23 protein-coding genes and 2 pseudogenes are annotated in these 23,021 nt (G+C 56.3%); 16 read left to right on the plus strand and 9 right to left on the minus strand.

Annotation, left to right across the window (positions count from 1 at the left end; translation table 11 throughout):
* Positions 1 to 99, plus strand: a pseudogene (locus tag AC2FH8_RS18335) (IS5/IS1182 family transposase); the annotation flags it as partial.
* A 226-nt stretch (positions 100 to 325) separates the two neighbouring features.
* On the opposite strand, the gene AC2FH8_RS18340 reads toward AC2FH8_RS18335, so the two are convergent.
* From AC2FH8_RS18340 to AC2FH8_RS18350, 3 genes are all read right to left on the minus strand, one after another.
* Positions 326 to 1,216 carry a DUF2950 family protein gene (locus AC2FH8_RS18340; protein ID WP_496690423.1) on the minus strand — a complete coding sequence of 297 codons (891 nt, stop codon included), beginning with the start codon at positions 1,214 to 1,216 and terminating at the stop codon, positions 326 to 328.
* A 1-nt stretch (position 1,217) separates the two neighbouring features.
* Entirely contained in the window at positions 1,218 to 2,546 is a 1,329-nt protein-coding gene (locus AC2FH8_RS18345; protein WP_142639955.1) for a DUF3300 domain-containing protein, read from the minus strand.
* A 190-nt stretch (positions 2,547 to 2,736) separates the two neighbouring features.
* Positions 2,737 to 3,573 (minus strand): amino acid ABC transporter substrate-binding protein, encoded by an 837-nt coding sequence (locus AC2FH8_RS18350; protein WP_185956747.1) that lies wholly within the window; start codon positions 3,571 to 3,573, stop codon positions 2,737 to 2,739.
* 369 nt (positions 3,574 to 3,942) lie between these two features.
* Here AC2FH8_RS18350 and AC2FH8_RS18355 point away from each other — a divergent pair, with 369 nt between their 5' ends.
* The 3 genes and pseudogenes from AC2FH8_RS18355 (at position 3,943) to AC2FH8_RS18365 (ending at position 6,874) form a co-directional block, all read left to right on the plus strand.
* Complete coding sequence (locus AC2FH8_RS18355) at positions 3,943 to 4,815, plus strand: hypothetical protein (RefSeq protein WP_281973801.1); 873 nt, start codon at positions 3,943 to 3,945, stop codon at positions 4,813 to 4,815.
* On the plus strand, positions 4,812 to 5,576 hold the full coding sequence (locus tag AC2FH8_RS18360) for a hypothetical protein (RefSeq protein ID WP_281973800.1): 765 nt from the start codon (positions 4,812 to 4,814) through the stop codon (positions 5,574 to 5,576). Before AC2FH8_RS18355 ends, AC2FH8_RS18360 begins: the two co-directional genes overlap by 4 nt.
* A 291-nt stretch (positions 5,577 to 5,867) precedes the next feature.
* A pseudogene (locus tag AC2FH8_RS18365) lies at positions 5,868 to 6,874 on the plus strand (DUF3604 domain-containing protein).
* Here AC2FH8_RS18365 and sfsA read toward each other — a convergent pair.
* On the minus strand, positions 6,799 to 7,515 hold the full coding sequence (gene sfsA, locus AC2FH8_RS18370) for a DNA/RNA nuclease SfsA (protein WP_281973799.1): 717 nt from the start codon (positions 7,513 to 7,515) through the stop codon (positions 6,799 to 6,801). The pseudogene AC2FH8_RS18365 and the gene sfsA overlap by 76 nt on opposite strands.
* 49 nt (positions 7,516 to 7,564) lie before the next feature.
* Here sfsA and AC2FH8_RS18375 point away from each other — a divergent pair, with 49 nt between their 5' ends.
* The 4 genes from AC2FH8_RS18375 to AC2FH8_RS18390 are packed head-to-tail and all read left to right on the plus strand — an operon-like array spanning position 7,565 to position 10,480.
* A complete protein-coding gene (locus AC2FH8_RS18375; protein ID WP_142640091.1) occupies positions 7,565 to 8,287 on the plus strand; it encodes a competence/damage-inducible protein A in 723 nt (240 codons plus the stop codon).
* Positions 8,284 to 9,012, plus strand: a complete 729-nt coding sequence (locus AC2FH8_RS18380) for a GNAT family N-acetyltransferase (RefSeq protein WP_271952061.1) — start codon at positions 8,284 to 8,286, stop codon at positions 9,010 to 9,012. Before AC2FH8_RS18375 ends, AC2FH8_RS18380 begins: the two co-directional genes overlap by 4 nt.
* Positions 9,009 to 9,581, plus strand: coding sequence for a peroxidase-related enzyme (locus AC2FH8_RS18385; RefSeq protein WP_281973798.1), 573 nt, complete (start codon positions 9,009 to 9,011; stop codon positions 9,579 to 9,581). The genes AC2FH8_RS18380 and AC2FH8_RS18385 overlap by 4 nt, the downstream gene beginning before the upstream one ends.
* Complete coding sequence (locus AC2FH8_RS18390; RefSeq protein WP_496690424.1) at positions 9,578 to 10,480, plus strand: OmpA family protein; 903 nt, start codon at positions 9,578 to 9,580, stop codon at positions 10,478 to 10,480. The genes AC2FH8_RS18385 and AC2FH8_RS18390 overlap by 4 nt, the downstream gene beginning before the upstream one ends.
* A gap of 3 nt (positions 10,481 to 10,483) precedes the next feature.
* Here the strand turns inward: AC2FH8_RS18390 and AC2FH8_RS18395 are convergent, their stop codons facing one another.
* Positions 10,484 to 11,446 carry a sodium-dependent bicarbonate transport family permease gene (locus AC2FH8_RS18395; protein ID WP_281996023.1) on the minus strand — a complete coding sequence of 321 codons (963 nt, stop codon included), beginning with the start codon at positions 11,444 to 11,446 and terminating at the stop codon, positions 10,484 to 10,486.
* 96 nt (positions 11,447 to 11,542) lie between these two features.
* Between AC2FH8_RS18395 and AC2FH8_RS18400 the strand changes: the two genes are divergently transcribed.
* Positions 11,543 to 12,460, plus strand: coding sequence for a hydrogen peroxide-inducible genes activator (locus tag AC2FH8_RS18400; RefSeq protein ID WP_281996024.1), 918 nt, complete (start codon positions 11,543 to 11,545; stop codon positions 12,458 to 12,460).
* 50 nt (positions 12,461 to 12,510) lie between these two features.
* Here AC2FH8_RS18400 and AC2FH8_RS18405 read toward each other — a convergent pair whose 3' ends face one another.
* Positions 12,511 to 13,416: a LysR family transcriptional regulator gene (locus AC2FH8_RS18405; protein ID WP_142639975.1), complete on the minus strand. Its 906-nt coding sequence runs from the start codon at positions 13,414 to 13,416 to the stop codon at positions 12,511 to 12,513.
* 228 nt (positions 13,417 to 13,644) lie between these two features.
* On the opposite strand from AC2FH8_RS18405, the gene AC2FH8_RS18410 reads away from it, so the two are divergent.
* Both AC2FH8_RS18410 and AC2FH8_RS18415 read left to right on the plus strand, forming a co-directional pair.
* Positions 13,645 to 14,085 (plus strand): DUF4399 domain-containing protein, encoded by a 441-nt coding sequence (locus AC2FH8_RS18410; protein WP_281973795.1) that lies wholly within the window; start codon positions 13,645 to 13,647, stop codon positions 14,083 to 14,085.
* A 127-nt stretch (positions 14,086 to 14,212) separates the two neighbouring features.
* The gene (locus tag AC2FH8_RS18415) at positions 14,213 to 14,821 is read left to right on the plus strand and encodes a LysE family translocator (protein WP_142639979.1); all 609 of its coding nucleotides are present in this window, start codon (positions 14,213 to 14,215) and stop codon (positions 14,819 to 14,821) included.
* Positions 14,822 to 14,872: 51 nt separating this feature from the next.
* Here AC2FH8_RS18415 and AC2FH8_RS18420 read toward each other — a convergent pair whose 3' ends face one another.
* Complete coding sequence (locus AC2FH8_RS18420; protein ID WP_496690425.1) at positions 14,873 to 16,900, minus strand: FAD-dependent oxidoreductase; 2,028 nt, start codon at positions 16,898 to 16,900, stop codon at positions 14,873 to 14,875.
* Between the two features lie 138 nt (positions 16,901 to 17,038).
* Here AC2FH8_RS18420 and AC2FH8_RS18425 point away from each other — a divergent pair, with 138 nt between their 5' ends.
* Positions 17,039 to 17,524 (plus strand): RNA pyrophosphohydrolase, encoded by a 486-nt coding sequence (locus AC2FH8_RS18425; protein ID WP_496690426.1) that lies wholly within the window; start codon positions 17,039 to 17,041, stop codon positions 17,522 to 17,524.
* Between the two features lies 1 nt (position 17,525).
* Positions 17,526 to 18,173 (plus strand): PAQR family membrane homeostasis protein TrhA, encoded by a 648-nt coding sequence (trhA, locus tag AC2FH8_RS18430; protein WP_281996029.1) that lies wholly within the window; start codon positions 17,526 to 17,528, stop codon positions 18,171 to 18,173.
* Positions 18,174 to 18,228: 55 nt separating this feature from the next.
* Here the strand turns inward: trhA and AC2FH8_RS18435 are convergent, their stop codons facing one another.
* Entirely contained in the window at positions 18,229 to 19,218 is a 990-nt protein-coding gene (locus AC2FH8_RS18435; RefSeq protein WP_271952078.1) for an adenosine kinase, read from the minus strand.
* Entirely contained in the window at positions 19,215 to 19,859 is a 645-nt protein-coding gene (gene nth / locus AC2FH8_RS18440; protein ID WP_271952085.1) for an endonuclease III, read from the minus strand. Before nth ends, AC2FH8_RS18435 begins: the two co-directional genes overlap by 4 nt.
* Positions 19,860 to 20,069: 210 nt before the next feature.
* Here nth and AC2FH8_RS18445 point away from each other — a divergent pair, with 210 nt between their 5' ends.
* From AC2FH8_RS18445 to AC2FH8_RS18455, 3 genes are all read left to right on the plus strand, one after another.
* A complete protein-coding gene (locus tag AC2FH8_RS18445) occupies positions 20,070 to 21,113 on the plus strand; it encodes a heme-binding protein (protein WP_142639991.1) in 1,044 nt (347 codons plus the stop codon).
* A gap of 77 nt (positions 21,114 to 21,190) precedes the next feature.
* Positions 21,191 to 22,042, plus strand: a complete 852-nt coding sequence (locus tag AC2FH8_RS18450; protein ID WP_496690427.1) for a bifunctional helix-turn-helix domain-containing protein/methylated-DNA--[protein]-cysteine S-methyltransferase — start codon at positions 21,191 to 21,193, stop codon at positions 22,040 to 22,042.
* 76 nt (positions 22,043 to 22,118) lie between these two features.
* Positions 22,119 to 23,018, plus strand: a complete 900-nt coding sequence (locus AC2FH8_RS18455; RefSeq protein ID WP_496690428.1) for a cation diffusion facilitator family transporter — start codon at positions 22,119 to 22,121, stop codon at positions 23,016 to 23,018.
* Positions 23,019 to 23,021: the final 3 nt, after the last annotated feature.

A 23,021-nucleotide genomic window follows, 5' to 3' on the forward strand; every position in this document is an offset into this window, starting at 1 on the left:
CTCAAGGATTGGCGCCGTGTGGCAACCCGTTACGACAGGTGCCCGAAGGTCTTCCTCTCAGCAATCGCCATCGCAGCCCTCGTCATCTATTGGCTATGAGTCCTGACCCTAGCGGACAAAACGGCCATTCGGTCAAACCATAGCGGGCAAATTGGGTCGAATTGAATCAAGGGCAATTATTTCATCGAATAATTAGATTTCCCAAAATCGATCCTTCCCGAACCATTGCCACTTAAGTCGAGAATTGCATTCAATCTACACCTGCACGCGGCAACAAAGCGGTCAAACCAAAGCCCGGCAACAAAGCGTCGCCGCCAATCTAAATTTACTCGGCTGGTGACCAATTTGGGCCGGGATCATAGGTCGATATCTCAGCTGTTATTTCAAGCGTATCCGGCCCAAAGTCCGCTTCGAACACGGTGCCGTTTTCACCCACGAGAAAAGAATGGATACCCGTTTCTCCGTAGTCCGCAGGCACCGCAAGCAAGGCGTGACCCGCCACGAACCGATCGCCGACAAAATAGGAATAGGCACCACCCGGAGCATTTGGTCCCTGCCCCTGCAAAATTGCGAAGTAGTAACCGAGGAAAGGTTCGGGTTCGAAATCATCCGCACCGTCGCTCCACCCCGAGGCGGTGGCGCGGGCAAGGGCTTCACCGACAAAACTGTCTTCTTCTGGCCAGAAGAGGCCATTTCGTGCGCCGGGATCCGATATGATCGTTTGGGCAAATTCCATGACGCCATCGCCATTGTGGTCCACAAGACGAAACGCCGCCTGAAGATCAACATAGGCCTCAAGCGTTTCGATTACTTCCAATTCATTCAGTCCGATTTCACGGGCGGAAAGCTCCTCTACCCCGGCTTCTAAATCAAACTTCCAACCATTCTCAGCTTGCAGAATTGGGATCGGAAAGGGCCAACTATCTTCGCCAAGCAGAAGAAAAACCCCATCATCCTCGGGCTGAAAGCGGTATCCTTTAGCATACATGCCAAGCACTTCCTGCCTTCTTTGCTGATCTTCCACCGGATCACCCGTTCCGATTAGATCTTCTGCCTCTGGTCCGAAAATCTCGAGCAGCTTGTTCTGATCATCGGCCCTTAACGCTTCGACAAAAGCGTCCAGCGCGGTTTGCGGAGTTTCGAACAGGGCACCGTCGGAAAACGCCGGTCCTGTAGCCACTGCGATCACTAAAATAGAAAAAACAGATTTACGCATGTTACCGCCTCCCCTTGCCTTTGGCAGCATGTCCCCGTTTGGACGCCTTGTGAGCTTTGCCGCCTGAAGATTTTTTCTTCATAGCCTTACCTTTGGACGCAGCGGGTTTTTGCTGAGCCGTGGCCTTTTTTACCTGAGGTTTCTTAGCTGCTTGCGGTTTCTTTTTGACAGGCTTCTTCGCCGCATCTGGCCGTTTAGTCCGATCGATGGCCTGCTGCTTGGCAGCAGCCTTGTCCCGATCAACATTACCGCGATTCACCTGCGGCAAGGACTTGCCCCCACTACCTCGATTGGCCAGAGCACCGCTCGCGATAGCCCCCGCCCCTGCACCAGCTGCAACTGCTGCCGCGCCTCCCCTGCTAATGTCTGCAGCACCGGATTCACGGCTCAGTTTTGCGCGGAGTTCGTCCGTGCGACCCTCGGGGCGGTTGACAGGCAGGTCGCCGCGACCACCTTCCGGCCTTTTGTGATCAGCGATCTTGTCCCGGGCTTCCTTTTTTCGGTCAGGATCGGGTTTCCATCCGATATCAGTTCGGTCACCAAGATCTATATCGTTACCGATATTGACGTTGCCGTCGACGTCTATGTCGATGTCCGGGTTTCTGTATATCGGGCCACCGCCCCATCCGCCGCAATTCCGGCACCCCCAATAGTCATACCAATCGTCGTCATCGTCGAAAATCTCGTCGATCAGCGCCACGGTGCCAAATGTCAGCAAGGCCGCGCCCACTACGTCCCCGGTCGACGGGCCGGTATAGACAGTCTCGGGATTATATTGCGGGACGTACACTGTTTCGGGTTGTGTCGGAGTAATTACAACCGTTTCTTCATCAGATACCTCGACAGTTTGCTCGGGCCCGGAAACAAGAGCTCCGCTGTCAATTGCCTGATCCCGCATTACCTGCACCGCATCCAGTACATCGTCGGACTGGGCCAGCATGGCGGTGCCGACTGTCTCGGTCCAATCGATGTGGGTGGCCATTTGACCGACGACTTCGGGGAACGCCGTGGCCAATACACTTACAGACGGATCCCAGCCCATAGCTTCGATTTCCGGCTCGAGCTCTACGGGGTCGCGGTCGGCGTTATCCAACAAATACCGTTCTGCCTTAACAATCTCCAGTGGCTGAGTGGCCGCAACAAATATCTGTATGAGTAGAGTGTCGGGAAAAAGAGCCACCGGGGCGACCAAAGTTTGCAACTCAGCATCAGATAGAAGGTCGGATGAAGTCTCAGACGTAACTTCCGTTGCAACAGTATCGGACGCCTCTTGTGCAAACAGGGCGTTAGATGCGCTTAAACTGAGAGCAAATATTATATATCTAAACATATTGCGATCCTTCAATTTATCGAAGGATCGCCTAAGACCGTGATTCTGGCAACTGGCCTGCCAAATGGAGGATCATTTAGTAAAACACGGTCATTGGTCAAGCTGGCTTGAGCCGTCAATTTACTTACAAGGCCAGCTTCTATTGCGCAGGGCGATTAACTCCCGACAAAACTGTTTTGCGCGACAAGCTTCAGGGATTAATGGGGGCGAAAACATACAGAGCCTTTAGTGCTTCGCTCGGCTCCACCCCCGGCAAAGCGAGACGAAATATCTCTTCCATTGTGCCCTGAGCATACATTTCTGACAGAATACTATCGACAACGAGTCGAAAGTTATCGTCACCCCTCGCGATGGCCAATCCTTGCTTTTCTATCGTCAGTATTTCCTGGGATAGTTTGAATTTGCCCTTTAGTCCCGCAGCAATGTAGTTGACCAGCAATATCGACTGATCTGCAAAATAGGCGTCAATTTCACCGTCTCGAAGTGCTTTGATACCGTCTGGGTGTGAAGCGAACCGCACCATTTCTGCGTCGATACCTGCAGCTTCAAATGAATTCAGAACGGACGCCTCTGTTGTTGTGCTGCTTCTCATTCCAACCTTCTTTCCCGCGAGTGCACCCATGGTGCCTTCAGCCTCGATTGGTAACAATATGGACGTGCCATCGACATAAGTTGGAATTGAGAAATCAACAATTTCGCGTCGGGAAAGTGTAATCGACGCTGCCCCGCAGAGCATATCCACCTCTCCGGAAGCAACTTTGTCGAAACGATCCTTAGAGTCGACCGGAATGAACTGAACATTCAAATCCTTCAATTCCAGTTTCTGCGCAATTACCTTCGCTACTTGATCGCAAATCAACGGCGACAGACCAAACGGGCGACCTTGGTCGTTAATGTAAGACAACGGAGCAGCATCTGTTCGAAAACCAAATCGGATTTCGTTGTTTTTTGTTATCCTGTCGATTGTTTGGGCAACCGCGCCGGTTGTGAATAGAACCGTCACAATAAGTATAGAAAGCAAGCGCATGGTTTTTCCCTCTTTAGTGGCGTAACACCCTTGTGGAGGTGAAAAGCACCCTGTGTCGAGAGTAAAACACATTGTGTCGCCTAGGAGTCGGTTTGTTGATGAGAGGTGCTGGCATGGGGACGAATCGAAAGCATACCCTCGCAATATTGGCAGATGCCCGAATGCATCTGCTCCTTCTCTGGGCTTAACGCGAGAGAAAAGTCTTGTGGGCAGAGCTTATGCTCGAAGTTTCAAAGGACCCGCGTCAACTGCAAGTCGTTGCGACAACACAACACCGCACCAGTATATTTTCGTGGTGCAAACTGTTGACCTTCGCCGTGACGCTGTACGGTAGGGTTGATATTCAACGGTGAGGTTGAGCGAAGGGTAATGGGAATAGAACTACAACGGAGTTTGGCGGAACTTGGGGCGCGTAAAACCGTACCTTTTGCCTTTGTGTGTTTGCTGTTCTTCGCATCCTGTGCAACCACGAACCCAGAACTTTTGAAGTCCGAGTTGAACGCTCGACCCAGTGCACAGAATGCGTCGCCAAGCGACTACGCCGGGGAAGTTCAATTTAGCATCTCAAACAAGATTCCCGCTCGTGGGAAAAACCTACCTTACACATTTAACGCGGGCATCAGCAGTGCGACGTCAACGCGCCTAGGTTTCCGGGGGCTCTTAGATCTGCGAGAAATCCAAGTCCAAGCGCCCGCGCTTCTGTCGGGTACTCTGGAACAAAGTTGCTCTTTGAATGTTGACTTTGAACTCGACGACGCCCGCGCCAGCGGTGATCTCATTGAACTCGTTGGCTCAGTGGACGTCGAGCTTTATCGTTGTCGAAACGAAGAATCCGAGGGAACCAACGGGCGTGGAGTACGCTTTATCTCGACGACTGTTGGGATCGCCGCAGCGGCACGCGCCAATGTTCAAGATCAATGCGTTCACTTTGATCTTGCCGACGTCGTGCTTCAACCTACCGGGTTTGTCGGCGGGTTGGTTAACCTAATTGGCCTCACAGAGCGCGTCGAGGAGGTCGTTCTCACCAAGGCAAAGGAGTTCACCGAAGAGAATGTGATTTGTCCGGAGATGCCTTCGGAGCTTTCTTCGTTGAATCCGGTTTTCGACGCCGGCGGTACACGAGAAATTGGTGACGGTGGCATCGGTGTTGCGTTGAGCGGCTCAATCGACACCAGTGCGATGACGATGATGGAACTCCTGGCGGTTATGCAATCTCGCGGTATTGTTGGGGGGGCAGGATGATGGATCGGATCTTTCTTCTGATACTAGCTACTGCCGGGCTTTTCGGATCCGCGCTGCTGGCTGAAGAGGTTACCTTCGAAGCAAACGGGGACGTCATGCTAGGAGATCGTGAGTTTCCCGTTGATCTGGCATTGAGACTAAAAGATGTGAACGCGACAAGGATCTCAATCGAAAGTGTCGTAGACCTTCGCCGGGCAAAAGAAATACTTGTAGAGGAACTCAAACGAGCCGCGTTTGTAGATGTCTGCAACGCACTGATCGGCGTGACCGAAGCAACGGCCCGTGCCGACGATACAGTGATTTCGCTAAGTGGGAGGATCGAAGCAGAGCTTTTCCGATGCGAAAGCCGCAGCGACGGTGGATCTATACGCGGCGAGAACACTTTCGCTGGTGGCTTGACGGTGGGTGCTTCCGCTTCGGCCGAATTCAAAGATGACTGCCTTTTTTTCCGTTTGGATGACCTGAGACTTGCTCCGGATCAACTCACCGAGTCGTCCGATGCAAAGGGCAATGTCGAAAAGGTTCGGCAGGTATTCATCGAGACCGCGAACGCAATACTTCAAAGAAACCCGGTATGCCCAGAACTACCTCCCGAACTTGTCTCTCTCTCACCAACTTACGACGCCGGTGGCACACGGGAGTTAGGGGAAGGTGGCGTCGGACTGTTCTTCCGAGGTTCAATCGAAACGAGTACTGAGGCAATTATTGACATCCTTCAGGTACTCCAGTCGAAGAAGGTGCTTCCACCTCCGCCCCGGTGAACCTAGCCAACGGCTTAGTGCGGTAGATAGAATCTAATTATTTCGAAGAACAAGAACGAGTCGTAGAAATGTGCATTTAACGTAGCATCATTCGTGCAATAGATGAGGTCAAAAATGATCCGTTTTGCATCTGTTCTTACCATTTTGCTTGCTTTTTGCGCCCATGCCGAGGACATCCCGAGCACTCAACGCGGCGACAGGCAGTATTCACCTTATCCACGGCAGAGCTTTCCCAATCAGGTCTTTTTTGGCGACACTCATTTGGATACGTCCGACTCTGCAGATGCCGGTATGATCGACAATGTGCTAGGCCCTGAAGAAGCCTACCGCTTTGCCAAGGGCGAGGTGGTGATATCCAGCACCGGTGTCGAAGCTAGGCTGCGCTGACCATTGGACTTTTTGGTGGTTGCCGATCACGCTGAGAACTTGGGTCTCGTGCCGCTGTTGGCAGCGAAAGACGCCACACTTCTCATGACTGAGTTTGGGCAACAACTTAACGCTGCCGTTGAACCCACTGCGAACCCGATCCGTTTCGAAGAAGTCGTGGGCGGCATCGGTGGCGACGAGAAGGTTGCCCAATATGCATGGCAAACTTCGGCGTCGGGAATGGCGGCAGTTTGGGCAAGAGAAAACACACGCGAGGCCATTTGGCACTCTCTTGCTCGGAAAGAAGTCTACGCAACCAAAGGTCCGCGCATGCGCGTTCGCGTTTTTGCCGGATACGATTTTGAAGAAACGGACCTGCCGCGTGCTGATTTTGCCGCGTATGGATATGAAGGAGGCGTCCCGATGGAGCCAATTTAGACCGCATTCAAATCGTCAAAGGGTGGTTAAATAGCGACGGGACAACTTCGGAACACGTTTACGATATTTCTTGCGGCGGGCGCGAACTAGTGAACGCGAAGTGTGACGGGCCCGTTGGCGACACCGTTGACGTTGAGAGTGCAACTTGGACAAACGATATTGGTCAGGCAATTCTATCCGAGTATTGGAAAGACCCCGATTACGATCCGGAACAAAGCTCTTTCTACTATGCCAGAGTGTTGGCAATACTAACGCCACGTTGGACAACATACGATGCCAAAGTGCTCGGAACGGAGATCCCTGACGAAGCCCCACGGTCGATACAAGAGAGGCATACACATCGTCAATCTGGCAGGGACGATTGTTATAAGGCTGAAACCAGAATTTACTTAGTCCGCTTTGGGCTCAAACTACCCCTTCAACGCTTCTGCATGAACAATTGGCTTTCGGTCACGTTTACCCAAACCCCTTCAGGCGATATCCGTGTGCCATAGACCAGTTTCTCGACACCCCTAGCTTGCGCCAACTCGAACGCCGTTGCATAGGTCGGGTCGATATCCGCGGCCAATGCAATTCGCTCACAATCGGTGCGCTGAACCAGATACAGCAGGATTGCGCGATGCCCCTGGTCCACCATAGCTGTCAGTTCCCCTAGATGTTTGGTTCCGCGCGCTGTGACGCTGTCGGGGAATTCGGCCAGACCGGGTTCGCGAGACAGGGTCACGCATTTTACCTCGACATAAGCGTCCTGAAGGCCCGGCTGGGTCAGCAGGAAATCAACGCGGCTGTTCTCGCCGTATTTCACCTCGGGGCGCACGGTTTCATACATTGCCAGCTCGGGGATTTCTCGCGCCATCAGGGATGCGCGCAAGGCTCGGTTCGGAACTGATGTATCGACCCCGGTGAAATGCCCGTTTTCGTGATCGACCAGCCGCCAGCCATATTTCAGCTTTTTCTTCGGGTCGTCATTGGGCTCCAACCATATTTTCTCGCCCGGTTCGGCCAGTCCCATCATCGAGCCGGGATTGGCGCAATGCGCTGTCACCTCGCGCCCGTCCTCAAGCCTGCAATCGGCCAGAAAGCGTTTATAGCGGCGGATCAGGTGGGCGGGGACAAGAGGGGTTTCAAATCGCATGCTTCAGGGCCTATACCTGCGGAAAGGGTCGATCAAGGGGGCGCAGGCCATGCAAAATCCAACCGCAGCCATGCTGGTGATCGGGGATGAAATCCTGTCGGGTCGCACCCGCGATGCAAACATGCATTATCTCGCGCAGGAGCTGACCAAGCAGGGGATCGACCTGAAAGAGGTCCGTGTGGTCAGCGATGACGCCGCTACAATCGAAGCCGCCGTTCAGGCGTTGTCGGCAAAGTTTGATCATGTCTTCACCAGCGGCGGGATTGGACCGACCCATGATGATATCACCGCCGATTGCATCGCCCGTGCCTTTGGCGCGCATATCGACATCCGCGACGATGCCCGCGCTTTGCTTGAAGCGCATTACGAGAAATCCGGGCTGGAACTGAACGCTGCCCGTTTGCGCATGGCGCGCATCCCTGATGGTGCCACGCTGATCGACAATCCGGTGTCGACTGCGCCAGGCTTTACCATCGGCAATGTTCATGTGATGGCTGGGGTGCCCTCGGTCTTTCAGGCGATGGTGGCGAGTGTATTGCCGGGTCTGACCGGCGGTGTTCCTCTGCTGTCCCAAACCTTACGGGTGGATCGCGGCGAAGGCGATATCGCCGCCCCCCTTGCGGCACTCGCAGCGGATTTTCAGGATCTGTCCATCGGGTGTTATCCGTTTCAGATCAACGGTGTGTTTGGCGCCAATGTGGTCATTCGCGGAACCGAAGGTGCCCGGATCGACGCGGCCTCAACCCGGTTGGCGAAAGAGCTTGGTCTGTGAGCGTTACCTGGCCTGACGTCGTCGAGGGTACATGGCCATCTGCGCAGCGCCAAAAGCTGGGGCCGTTTCTGGTGCGTCAGGGTCTGGGCGGCGGATCGCGGGTAAGTGCGGCCAATGCGCTGGGGCCTGCCTCGGATGAGGATATTGCGGCGGCCGAGGTCGCGATGCAGGCACTGGGACAAAAGCGCATCTTTTGCCTGTGGCCAGGGGACGAGGCGCTGGATACGCAGCTTGAAGGCCGGGGCTATTCCGTGTTGGATCCGGTCAATATTTACACCTGCCCGGTTGAGCATCTGACTGATCTTCCGCTCCCCCGCGTAACGGTGTTCTCGATATGGGAGCCGCTGGCAATCATGCGTGAGATCTGGGCCGAGGGCGGGATTGGACCAGAGCGGCTGGCCGTGATGGAGCGAGCCCCGGGTCCAAAGACCGGCCTGCTGCTTCGCTATAGTGACCAACCTGCTGGTACTGGATTTGTTGCGATGCATGGGGACGTGGCCATGGTCCACGCACTTGAGATTTTGCCCGCTCATCGCCGTCAGGGCCTGGGCCAATGGGCGATGCGCGCGGCTGCGCTCTGGGCACAGGATCAGGGCGCCGGGACGCTCAGCGTGATTTGCACCAAGGCGAATGCGGGGGCCAATGGCCTTTATCGCGCGCTTGGGATGGAGCTTGCCGGAGAATACCATTACCGTCAGCTGGTTGAAGGAGAGAACCCAAAGTGACCGATCTTGCCCTGCCCACCGCGCTGAACCTTCCGATGGCTGATCCGCTGCCGCCCGAGACGCAGAAATACTTCGACATTTGCGTCGAAAAGCTGGGGTTTGTGCCCAATGTCCTGCGGGCCTATGCCTTTGACATCGACAAGCTGAACGCGTTCACCGCGATGTATAACGATCTGATGCTGGCCGATAGCGGGCTGTCCAAGCTCGAGCGTGAGATGATCGCGGTGGTCGTGTCGGCAATAAACAAGTGTTTCTATTGCCTTGTCGCACATGGTGCGGCTGTCAGGCAGTTGTCCGGTGATCCGCAGCTGGGTGAAATGTTGATCATGAACTACCGGGTTGCGCCTTTGGATCAGCGGCAGCGTGCCATGCTGGATTTTGCGTCTAAAATGACCACCGAAAGCACCAAGATCGAAGAGCCTGACCGGCAGGTCCTGCGCGATGCCGGGTTTAGCGACCGCGATATCTGGGACATTGCCAATGTGACCGGCTTTTTCAACATGTCGAACCGTGTTGCAAGCGCGACCGCGATGTCCCCCAACCCCGAGTATCACGCCCAATCAAGATGATCCGCCGCCTCGCCATATTCCTGTTGCTCATTGCGTCGCCCGTTGTCGGCCAAGAGCTGACGCTGCCTTCGGGCGCGCGTCTGGTCAGCGACCGCACAAGCCCGCTCGACAGCTATGACCTGCCCACCGGCCCCTACGTCGACGGAACAGTCCCAGCGCGCCGGGTCGAAGGGCGGGTCGAGCGCTATACCTGGCGGCTGCAGGCCGGGTCCAGCACCACTTTGCAGCTGCTCGCCCCGTTGCGGGAACAGATCAAAGCCCAGGGGTATGAGGTTATCTTTGACTGCGACGCCCGCAGTTGCGGTGGCTTCGATTTTCGCTTTGGAACCGAGGTTGTCCCGACGCCTGACATGTATGTGGCCATCCAGGACTATCGCTTTTTGTCCGCTGCCAAGGGCGACGAAGTCCTGAGCCTTTTGGTCAGCCGAAACCCGCCCGATGGCTATGTGCAGATGATCCGCGTGTCACCTGAGGGGGCCGAGGCCGCGCCTCCGCTGGTGATCGAAGAAGAGGTCGATCAGGCGCAGGGGCTGTTGGCAGAGCTTGCCCAAGAGGGCCACGTGATTCTGGGCGATCTGCATTTCCGCACGGGCGAAATAACCCTGGGTGAGGGGCCTTTCGGCTCTCTGAATGAGATTGCGCAGTATTTGTCGAACAATCCCGGAACGCGGCTGGCTCTGGTCGGGCACACGGATGATACCGGCGCACTCGAGGCCAATATTTCGGTCAGCACGGGCCGGGCGCAAACCGTGCGCGCCCGGCTGATCGAGAAATACGGCGTGGCCGCCGACCGGGTCGAGGCGCGGGGGATTGGTTATCTGGCCCCGATCACCTCGAATGCAACGCCCGAAGGTCGCGATTTGAACCGCCGGGTCGAGGCGGTTCTGCTGATCAACTGATCCCTACATCACCCACCACAGGTACAGCGGCAGCCCGATCGTGATGTTGAACGGGAAGGACACACCCAGCGACAGGGTCAGATAAATCCCGGCCTCGGCCTTTGGCAGCGCGATCTTCATCGCCGCGGGCACAGCGATATACGAGGCGGATGCAGACAGGACCATGAACAGGAACAGGCTGCCTTCGGGCAGGCCGATCACCGCCCCGACCACCCAGGCCATCGCAGCGCCGATCAGGGGCATCAGCATTCCAAAGGCAAACAGACCCAGCGAGAGCTTGTCGCGGTTCTTGATCAGGCTGCGCCCTGCGGAAATGCCCATATCCAGAAGGAAAAGGCACAGGATGCCGGTGAAGGGTGTGACGATGAAGGGCGCAATCATCTGCATCCCTTCGCCACCCGTAATAGCGCCAATTAGAAAGGCCCCGGTCAACAGGACAATCGACCCGTTTGCCAACAGATCGCGCCACAGCCCATTGTCATTGACGCCCTTGCTGCTGGTTTTATGCGCCAGCCAAAGGGCCGAAAGGATGGCGGGAACCTCCATCGCGGCGGCGACAGCAACCATGAAGCCGTCATGATCAAGACCCACCAAATCCAGCAGGCTGGTTGCGGTGACGAAGGTCACGATTGAGATTGACCCATAATGCCCGGCAACAGCCGCCGCATTCAACGCGTCCAGCCGTGTCATGACCCGGAGCAGGCCGAATGCCACAAAGGGGATGACAAAAGACAACGCCACACCGCCTAGCAAAGTCAGGAACAGATCCATGGGGATGCCATGCTCGGCCAGGCTGCTGCCGCCTTTGAAGCCGATGGCCAGCAGCAGATACAGCGACATGAACTTGGCTGCCCCACCGGGGATCGACAGATCGCTGCGGGCAAAAGCCGCGAGCAGCCCGAGGACGAAGAAAAGGATGGTTGGGACCAGCAAGTTGCTGGAAAGGGTTTCGATTACGCTGGGCATTTTGGCTCCTGTCCCGATTTCACGGGCTAAGTGCCTTGCCTATTTTTGTTATCCAAATATTATCTTTCTAATTTTTGGATAGTTTAAAGCTATGAAATGCGCCCAACACTAAGGCAACTGGAATATATCGTTACGGTCAGCCGACTGGGTCGATTTGGATTGGCAGCTGAGGTTCTGAATGTCAGCCAGCCCAGCCTCTCGGCGCAAATTGCCTCTGTAGAACAAGAACTTGGCCTGCGCATCTTTGATCGTAACCGGGGTGGTGTTCAGGTGACTGCCAAAGGCGAAGAGTTCATCGAACGCGCCCAGAAGATCCTTGCCGAAGTCCGGGATCTGCGCCACGCGATGAGCAGCGAGACACCGGTCTCAGGACGGCTAAGGCTGGGCGTGTTGCCCTCAATCGGGCCCTACCTGCTGCCTCAGGTCATCAAAAAGGTCCATCAGGACCGCCCCGGTCTGCGCATTGTCGTGCGCGAGGAAAACACCCGTGATCTGGAACAAGGACTTAAATCTGGTCGGTTTGATCTGATCCTTTCCACGCCCGAGGATCACCCGAACACAATCCAGCAGCGCTTGTTCAACGAGACTCTGTGGATTGGAGTTGCCGTAGACGATGTGCTGTCAAATGATACGTATGGTGTTACGGCTCAAGACTTGCGCGACCGGCTGATCCTGACCTTGGACCAAAGCCACCGTCTGTCCCGGATCGTCTATGCGCTGGCGGCGGAATGCGGTGGGGTTGTGTCGGATGAATACGAGGGGACCACGCTTGATTCCATTGTACTGATGGCGGCCTCGGGGGTTGGGGTTGCGGTGTTGCCGGACCTGTATGCAAGACGTCAGGGGATTTACCGCGATGAGGTCCATTTGCGCCCGTTGACTATAACAAATGCCAACCGCGATATCGCGCTTCTTTCTCGCAGAAAAGAAGCTGATCTGCCCGGACAGAATATCCTGATCCAATCCTTGCGTACGGTCGCGCAGAGTATGGGGCTGGCCGTGTTCAGCGAATAAAAAAAGGCCCACACTACTTGTGCGGGCCGTTCAGTTTCCACCGGGAGAAATTACCAGTCCATCGGGCCTTTTTCGTTGAAGGCATCGACGAGGAAATCAATGAATGCCCGCACCTTGGGCTGCGTAAAGCGACCGGGCGGGTAGACGGCATAAACGCCTTGCACTTCATCGGGCAGCGACGGCATTGCGTCGACAACTTCGCCCGACTTCAGCGCGTCGGAATAGAGATAGCTGGGCAGATGCGCGATCCCAAGCCCTGAGACCGCAGCGTTCAACAAGGATTGCCCATCATTCACGCTGAGCCACCCGGCGGTGCGAACCTGACGTTTTTCACCCGAAGGTGCGGTCAGTTTCCACACATTGCCCGAAGACTGGCTGGAATAATGTAACAGCTTGTGTTCGTTCAGGTCGTCGATCTTTTGCGGACGCCCGAATTTCTCGATATAGGTGGGCGCGGCGACCATCCGCTTGACGGTTTCGGTCAGCTTGCGGGCGCGCAATGTGCTGTCTTCCAGCTCACCAATCCGCACGGCAACGTCGAACCCTTCCGAGATCAGCTCAACATAGCGATTGTTCAGCACCATATTCACCGTGATGTCGGGATAGGCAGCTAGAAATCCCGACAGAACCGGAGATAGGTGATTCACGCCGAAATCTGTCGCCACACTGATCCGCAGCAGACCAGAGGGGGCAGATTGCATCGAGGTGACCAGCGCATCAGCCTCGCCCGCGTCATTCAGAACGCGGCGGGCCCGGTCATAATAGGCCAGCCCGATTTCGGTTGGTGACACGCGGCGCGTCGTGCGGTTCAGAAGTCTTGCGCCCAGGCGTGCTTCCAGGCTGGAAACGTGCTTGGACACAGCCGATTTTGAGATGCCCATTTTCTTGGCCGCGTCGGTGAAACCGCCTTGGTCCACCACGTTGGCGAAGGCTTCCATTTCGGTCAGTCGGTCCATTCTTGTTCCCCAGGTGTAGGTTCTTTAACTGATCTTTACGTCAAATCTGGGCGGAAACAGGGCGGACATGGGATAATATCAGGGATTTGAATCGGATCGTTTGCGCTGGGGAAACTCTGAAACAGTGGTTTCCATATGGGCCACAAGCCTTTTGACAACGGGTATCCTCGATTTCGGGCCGAAACATGCTACCATGAGGATGGCAAATTTGTGACAACGGAGAAGATTATGAAAGCTGTTTTAGCTATTGCCGCAACCTGCCTGTCGGCGACATTTGCTCTGGCCGGGGGTGAAACACCATCAAACCCCGAAGCGCAGGTCTATTTTGTGAAATTGTCTGACGGCGACGTTGTCCAATCTCCGGTCACCGTGGTCTTTGGCCTCAGCGGCATGGGGGTCGCGCCGGCGGGTACTGAAAAGGAAAACACCGGGCATCATCATCTGCTGATCGACCGACCGCCTTTGGGGCAGGGAGAGGACGGTGCGGATGAGTTGTCTTATGGTCTGCCCGCGGATGACAATCATATCCATTTTGGCGGCGGTCAGACCGAGGTGACGCTGGAAATGGCTGCAGGCGAACATACGCTTCAGCTAGTGCTGGGCGATGCAGGTCATGTACCGCATTCCACGCCCATCGTGTCTGAGGTGATTACGATAACCGTTGAATAAGCGATAAGGGACTTCTGCTGTTGGTATCCGGCGGGCTTTCAGGAATGTCGCCGGGCCACAGTGATGTATGGCGTTTACTTTTCCTTTCGAACCGGAAATTCTGCGTGCTAGGAAAGGGAGGGCTGGGATGTCGACAGAGTTCCTACTGACGTCTCTGATCGTTGTGCTTTTACCAGGCACCGGCGTGATCTATACGCTTGCGGTTGGGTTGGGGCGTGGCTTTTGGGCCAGTTTTGCGGCGGCGATTGGCTGTACCATAGGGATCGTACCTGCTGCGCTGGCCAGTATCGTCGGTCTTGCGGCCCTGCTGCATACCAGCGCGCTGGCCTTTCTGGTGCTAAAATACCTTGGGGTGCTGTATCTGTTTTACATGGCCTGGGGGATCGTCCGGCAAGGCGGAGCATTGGATGTACAGAGCCAGAAACCCGCAAAAGGGTATGTGAAGATTGCAATCACGGGCACCTTGATCAATGTGTTGAACCCCAAGCTATCTTTGTTCTTTCTGGCCTTTCTGCCGCAATTCATTCCCGCCGGTACAGGTGCCGCCGAAGCAGAGCTGATCAAGTTGGCCTTGTCCTTCATGGCCATGACCTTTGTCGTCTTTGTTGGCTATGGCGCTTTCGCTGCGGTGGCACGCGACTATGTGATCCAGCGGCCCACTGTCATGGCTTGGGTCAGGCGCTGTTTCGCCGGGGCCTTTGGGGCATTGGGTGCAAAGCTGGCGCTGGCCGACTGACCCCAATACCAGCAGAGCGATTGGCCCGGTTCTGGACCGGGCCAAGGCATATCAGAAACTGGTTGCCAGCCGCGTGCCCTGATTGATGGCCCGTTTGGCGTCCAATTCGGCTGCAACATCCGCGCCGCCGATCACATGTGGGGTGATGCCACGTTCGATCAACGTATCGGCCAGGCTGCGGTCCGAGATCTGGCCCGAGCACAGAACAATCGTATCCACCGCAATTACTGTCGGGTTCTCGCGTGCTTCGCCGAAACTCACATGCAGCCCGTCATCGTCGATCCGCTCATAATTCACGCCACCGACGAAATTGACGTTTTTCATCTTCAGCGTTGCGCGATGAATCCAGCCGGTGGTCTTGCCCAACCCTTTGCCATGGGCTTGCGCCTTGCGCTGCAGCAAAGTCACCTGGCGCGCGGGGGCGGCAGGTTGTGGCCCTTCAGGTGCCAGCCCCGAGCGATGCTCGGCCGGGTCGGTAACGCCCCATTCCTTCATCCAGGCAGGCAAGTCGGTGGTGATGCTGTGGCCTTCTTCCAGCAGGAATTCGGACACGTCAAAGCCGATCCCACCTGCTCCGATCACGGCCACTGATTGGCCAACCGGGGTCTTGTGGCGCAGGACGTCGATATAATCGACGACATTGTCTCGGTCCTGACCAGGGATTTTCGGATCACGCGGAACGACACCGGTGGCAATTACCACCTCGTCATAACCAGTCAGATCGTCGGCGCCCACTTCGCGCTCAAGCTCTACCTTAATGCCCAAATCGGCAATCATGGTGCGGTACCATTCGACCAGACCCCAGAATTCCTCTTTGCCCGGAACCTGCTTGGCCATGTTCAACTGGCCGCCGATCTCACGGGCACGGTCAAAAATGGTCACGTCATGGCCACGCTGCGCGGCGGTCATTGCGGTGGACAGGCCTGCCGGGCCCGCCCCTACGATGGCGATTTTCTTCACGCTGTCGGCCTGTGTGATCACCAGTTCGGTTTCGTGACAAGCGCGCGGGTTTACCAGGCACGAGGTCAGTTTGCCCTGGAATGTGTGATCCAGACAGGCCTGGTTGCAAGCGATGCAGGGTGCAATCGTCGCCGCCTCAGCAGCGATGGCTTTGTTAACGAAATCCGCATCTGCCAGCATCGGGCGGGCCAGCGAGACCATGTCGGCGCACCCCGTGGCAAGAACTTCTTCGGCGACCTCCGGCGTGTTAATCCGGTTTGACGTAATGACCGGGATCGAGACCTTGCCCATCAGCTTTTTGGTCACCCAAGCAAAGGCCGCGCGCGGAACGCTGGTGGCAATGGTGGGAATCCGCGCCTCGTGCCAGCCGATGCCGGTATTGATGATCGTGGCGCCAGCCTCTTCGATCCGCTGCGCCAGTTCCACAACCTCATCATGAGTAGATCCGTTGGGAACCAGGTCAATCATCGACAAGCGGTAGATGATGATGAATTCCGTGCCGACGGCCTCGCGCGTGCGGCGCACGACCTCGATCGGCAGGCGCATCCGGTTCTCGTAAGAGCCACCCCAACGGTCCTCGCGCTTGTTGGTGTGAGTCACCAGAAACTGGTTGAGGAAATACCCTTCGGACCCCATGATCTCGACCCCGTCATAGCCCGCTTTCTGGGCCAGGACCGCGGCGTTCACGATATCGCTGATCTGTTTCTCGATACCCCCTTCGTCCAGCTCGGTCGGCGGGAAAGGAGAGATCGGAGATTTCACTGGGCTGGGTGCGACACATTTCGGCCCGTAGGCATAGCGCCCCGCATGCAGGATCTGCATCGCGATCTTGCCACCGGCCTCATGCACCCGTTGGGTGACGATTGAGTGGTTTGCCACTTCTTTGTCGTTGGTCATCATTGATGCCCCCGGCAGTACCGAACCTTCAAGATTTGGTCCAATCCCTCCAGTCACCATCAGCGCCACGCCACCGCGCGCGCGGTCGGCATAGAACTCGGCCACCCGATTCCAATCGCCGGTCTCCTCAAGCCCGGTATGCATCGAGCCCATCAGCACGCGGTTCTTCAGCGTGGTAAAGCCCAGATCCAGCGGGGCCAGCATGTTTGGGTATGCAGTCATCCAGAACTCTCCCTTATAGAATTTGGCTGCCAGATTGACCTTCGCGTCATCTTTGTCACGCGAAACCTAACGTCATACCCTTTGCCTTGGGCCCGCTGCTTGTTACAGACGCTCCAAAGCATGTTCACGAGGCCGCGTATGACCCCCGAAGAGATTGCCAAACTGCCCTACCGCCCCTGCGTCGGGCTGATGTTGATGAATGCCGAGGGTAAGATATTCGTCGGCCAGCGCAACGACCGCCACAAGGACGCCTGGCAGATGCCTCAGGGTGGTGTGGACCAGGGTGAAGACCCGCGCGATGCGGCGCTGCGCGAGCTGTGGGAAGAAACCGGCGTCACGGCAGATCTGGTCGAGATCATCGCCGAGACCGAGGGGTGGTTGCCCTATGATCTGCCGCATGACATCGTGCCGAAGATCTGGAAAGGTCGGTATCGGGGTCAAGAGCAGAAATGGTATCTGATGCGGTTCTCTGGCCGCGACGATCAGATCAACATTCAGACTGAGCATCCCGAATTCACCCGCTGGAAATGGCAGGAACCGGACCAGCTGGTTGCCGAAATCGTGCCGTTCAAACGCGACGTGTATGAACGCGTGGTTGCAGCGTTTTCGGATCACCTGAACTGACATGATCCCACAGACCTATCCCAGTCCGGACCCATGCCACCGCCGCGCCGATCTGGTCGTGCATCTTATCGGTCTGGCGTTGATTTTGACCGCTGGCGGAGCGCTGATCCGCAAATCGTACCTGATGCTCGACAGCGGGCTTATTCTTGCGGTTCTGGTTTATGTAGCCTGTGCGTTGGGCTCTAATCTGGCCTCGTGTTTTTATCACTTTTCCCGCTGGCACCAGCGTCGGCAGCTGCTGCGACGCATAGACCATGCCGCAATCTATTCCAGTATCTGCGGCACCTTCACACCCTTTTTCCTGCTGGCCGGTACCGGCTGGACCATGACTTTGCTCTGGTTGTGCTGGGGGCTGACTGTGGTGGCCATCTGGAACAAGATCGCCAACAAGACGGTCAAGTCCCGATGGTCAACAGCATCCTATCTGGGTCTGGGCGCGCTGGGGCTGTGCGCCATACCCGATCTGAAAGATGTCCCCGTTTCAGTCCTGTGGTGCATTCTGGCCGGGGCGGCAAGCTACGTGATCGGCACAGTCTTTTATGCCCGCAAGACACTGCCTTTCCGCTATGCGATTTGGCACACTTGGGTCAATCTTGGTGGCATATTCATGTTCGTAGGCGTCTGGATCGCCCTGTTCGTGCAGAGATAACCGTGAGGGGAGGGGCTCTGCCCCTCCCACAAACTATAGGCCAGTCCTGATCCGATTAAAGCAAGCCGCCCTGCTTGAGCAAATCGATCATATCCGCCTTGGGGCGCGGGCCGATATGGCTGATCACCTCTCGGGCGCAGACATTGCCCATCTTGGCGCAGGTCTCATAGTCGCGCCCGGTGGCCATGCCAAACAGGAACCCGGCTGCGAATTGGTCGCCTGCGCCGGTGGCGTCGACGGGAACGATTTTTTCCACCGGAATGTCAAAGCGCTGACCTTCATTCAGCACAGTTACCCCGTCGCCTGACCGGGTGCAGACCACCAGAGGGCAGATATCGGCGGTTTTCGCCAGTGCATCCTCAAGATCGTCGGTTTCGAACAGGGATTTGATCTCGGCCTCGTTGCCGATCACAAAATCCAGTTCATTTTCGATCAGCAGCAGGAAATCGACCCGGTGCCGTTCAACGCAGAACGGGTCAGAAATGGCGATCCCGGCCTTGCCGCCGCCCTTGTGGCAATCCCGTGCGGCCTGAAGGAACGCAGCTTTGCCTTTTTCCTTGTCGAACAAATAGCCTTCAAGGAACATGATCTGGCTGTTACCCGCGACCCCGGCTGACACATCCGCCGAGGAAAGCTCCGAGGAAATCCCCAGATAGGTGTTCATCGACCGTTCACCGTCGGGTGAGACAAAAATCATCGAGCGCGAGGTCGGAAGCTCTCCACCCGGTACGGGCGGGTTCACGAAATCCACACCGTCCTCGTGCATCGCCTCTGCGTAGAATCGTCCCAACGCATCATCATGTACGCGTCCGATAAAGGCTGCGCTCAGTCCCAGTGCGCCGGCACCGGCAATCGTGTTCGCAACGGATCCGCCCGGCGTTTGCACGCGGCCTTCCATAGCGGCGTAAAGAAGTTCACCCCGCTCCTGTTCTATCAGCTGCATGATGCCCTTCTCGATGCCCATCAGTTCCAGAAAACTGTCATCGGCCTGAGAGATCACGTCCACAACGGCGTTTCCAATACCGGTGAGCTGGTAGGTTTTCATAGGTTCTTGTCCTCGAATTGGCAGAGATCGCGGATGATACAGGTTCCGCACATAGGTTTGCGTGCTTTGCAGTGATACCGGCCATGCAAGATAAGCCAGTGATGTGCGTGCAGTTGGAAGTCGGTCGGGATGTTATCTTCGATTGCGCGTTCAACCGCATCCACATGTTTTCCCGGGCAGATGCCTGTTCGGTTTCCGACACGAAAAATATGCGTATCCACGGCCTGCGCCGGATAGCGCCACCACATGTTCAACACCACATTGGCGGTCTTACGCCCGACGCCCGGCAGCGATTGCAACGCGGCGCGGGAATTGGGAACTTCGCCGTCATACTCTTCGACCAGAATACGGCTGAGCTTGATAACGTTCTTTGCCTTTTGGCGGAATAGACCGATGGTTTTGATATGCTCGATCAGGCCATCTTCGCCCAGATCCAGCATCTTTTGCGGGGTGTCAGCGGTTTTGAAAAGGGCGCGCGTAGCCTTGTTGACGCCGACATCGGTGGCCTGTGCAGACAGCGCCACCGCTACGACCAGAGTATAGACATTCACATGCTCTAGCTCACCCTCAGGTTCCGGGTCAGCCTGCTGAAAGCGGGTAAAAATCTCTCGGATAGTGTGGTAATCAAGTTGCTTGGCCATGCGGCGACGTATGCACGTATTGCGGCGCAGGGCAAGCCGATGGCTCGGGTAACCACACAAGCAAGAATCTGCTTAGCGGATAGCTGTGGGTTTTGGATTACGTAGGGTAAGCCTGATTCGTGTTATTCTCGCGATGCGCAGCCTATTTTTATTTCAGCGCATTTTTCCCGCATTGGCGGATATTTTATTTAATTATTGAAAGGTTGATCCATGGCGAACCCAGATCTTGCCGCAAAACTGCAGTCCCGTTATCGGTCTGTTGAGCTGGCCCATCAAGGCGACGAAGACCTCGGCCCCCTGAAATTATTGCCCGGAGTTTGGAAGAACGGCGACAGCACGCGCGGACGTGGCTGGAACATGATCGCGCTTCCGTTTGCGACCGAGCCTGGCAGCCGTCTCAACTACCGTCTGCTGGTTAATCAATTCGAGGAAACGCTTCAATTCACGACCGTTGACAAAGCGGTTCCAAACCGCGGGATTGAGCGTCCGAACCCGGCCTCAGGAGACCCGACCATTAACACCGATCAGTTTGTGGTTACGCTGGATTATCAGCAGTCCATCGCGCAGCTCTCGGCTGAAGATCGCCCCGACAGCGGACTGGCTGGACCTGCCGATCTGGCCATCCATCACGAGCCCGGTCTTTTCCTGCATATGACCAATCTGACCACAAACAATCTGAACGTTGCACGTTTGGGAACGGTGCCACATGGCGACTCGTTGTTAGGTCTTGGAGAAGCGAGCGAGATCGATGGACCGCCGACGATTCCGGTGGTGGACGGGCTGCCCGAAGGGGCCACAAAGGACCTGAACAGCGGATATCTTTCGCCCTACAAACATTATCACGATAATCCGTTCAACGGCGTTGTGACCGCCCCGGGGTTCCCAGGCTTCGACCCTGTGCATCCGCATCTGTTGTTGGCAGCTGGAATACCGAACAATGTGAAAAAAACCACGATATTGCCGTTCAACACCGCGCTTGAGGATGCCGGGATCGTCAACATTCCGTTTGTTGTCAAACAAGCCAACGCGGCGGTGATGGATTCGATCTTTTGGATCATGGAACTGGACGAGCCGGGAATTGGCGGTGAACCCAAGCTGCTGATGATGTATCTGCAGAATGTTGGTCTGGATTTCTTCCCACGCTTTGACGGGAAGCCCGGTCTGATCCGCTGGCCGCATGTCAGCATCAACGTCATGGAAAAGGTTGCACCCCCGGAAGAGGCGGCACCTTATACCGTTATCCCGCAGGTCTGAGGGCGCAGATAGCGCAAGAATCGGGTCGCACTCTGGTCGGTAACAGGCCATCTTCTGTCTATGGAAGGAGTGCGACCATGAATGTCCAGACCCCAGAAAACGGCTATCATTATAATGTCATGCGCCGGGCGATTGACCTGATTGATCAGGGCGGAGAGGCCCTGAGTCTTGATGAACTGGCACAGCAGATGGATATGAGTCCCGCGCATTTCCAGCGCCTGTTCTCACGTTGGACCGGGGTATCGCCCAAGCGGTATCAGCAATATCTGACGCTGGGCCATGCCAAGGCGTTGCTGCACGAGCGGTTCACGACACTGGAAACCGCCCTGAATGTGGGCCTGTCCGGCAGCGGTCGCCTGCATGATCTGTTCCTGAAATGGGAATCCATGAGCCCCGGCGAATACGCCCGTAGGGGTGCCGGTTTGACCATCTATTGGGGATGGTTTGAATGTCCTTTTGGTCCTGCTTTGGTGATGGGCACCGACAAGGGCATCTGCGGAATGGCCTTTGGGGCCGAAACCGGCGAAGAAAATGCCATGGCGGATATGTTGTCGCGTTGGCCCAATGCAAATTTCGTCGAGGACCCGATGCGCCTGCGGCCCTGGGCGCTCAGTGCATTTGGCGCGGTGAGCGACCGATTGGAACCAACGCCTCTGTATTTGATTGGCTCGCCCCTACAGATCAAAGTGTGGGAAGCGCTGATGCATATCCCTTCGGGGCAGGTCACAACCTATTCCGAGATCGCGCAACGGGTGGGATCACCGCAAGCTGTGCGCGCCGTCGGGACGGCCGTGGGTCGAAACCCGGTCAGTTGGCTGATCCCTTGCCACCGCGCGCTGCGAAAATCCGGAGGGCTGGGTGGGTATCATTGGGGCCTGCCGGTGAAACGCGCCATGCTGGCCTATGAGGCGGCACAAGCAGACGCTTGATTTCTGATCAGAAAAAGCCATAGGGATCATCGAACAAAGTGATAGACCTGTCCCAAGGTTGCAGGACACCAATGCGATGATCCAGAAATTTGCCCTGTGGTCGATCCCGATTTCCATCGCGGTTCTGGCCTTGAAACTGTTGGCCTGGTGGTTGACGGGATCGGTCGCCTTGTTGTCCGATGCGATGGAATCCGTGGTCAATGTGGTCGCGGCCTTGCTGGCGTTCTTTGCGGTTTCGATCGGCGGCAAACCTCCTGACGATAATCACCCCTTTGGGCACAAGAAAGCCGAATACCTGTCTGCTGTTGTCGAAGGTGTGCTGATCGTGCTGGCGGCGCTTCTAATCCTGCGAGAGGCCGTTGCCGCGCTGTCATCGTCGCATCTGGACCAGGCCCCGCTGACCGGGGTGGCAATCAATGTGCTGGCAACCGCTCTGAACGGTGCCTGGGCCTATATGTTGCTGCGGGTCGGGCGGCAGTACGCCTCTCCGGCGCTTGAGGCCAGCGCAAAGCATATCTTTACCGATGTGTTCACCTCGGTGGGCGTTGTCATCGGATTGGTTTTGGCCCTTGCCACCGGCTGGCTGATCCTGGACCCGATCCTGGCCATTCTGGTCGCCCTGAACATTCTGTGGGAGGGATGGAAGGTCATTCGCAAGTCGATTGACGGTCTAATGGACGTGTCCCTTACTGATCCCGAACTGGATGAAGTGCGGAGCATCATCGATGCAAATCTGGGCCGGGCGCTGGAATATCACGACCTGCGGGGCCGTCGATCCGCCAGCATGATCTTTGTCGAGTTCCATCTGGTCGTTGACGGTGGCATGAGCGTTGCGACGGCCCATGATATCTGTGACGATATCGAAGACGCTTTGACCGATCAGTACCCCGGATCGGTTTTTGTGATTCATCTCGAGCCGGATTCAGAGTCTAAAGGGCCCGGCGCAGATAGCGCACGGGCCCCGAAAACAGGTTAGACG

This window comes from Ruegeria sp. CDSC025 (genome assembly GCF_059610805.1).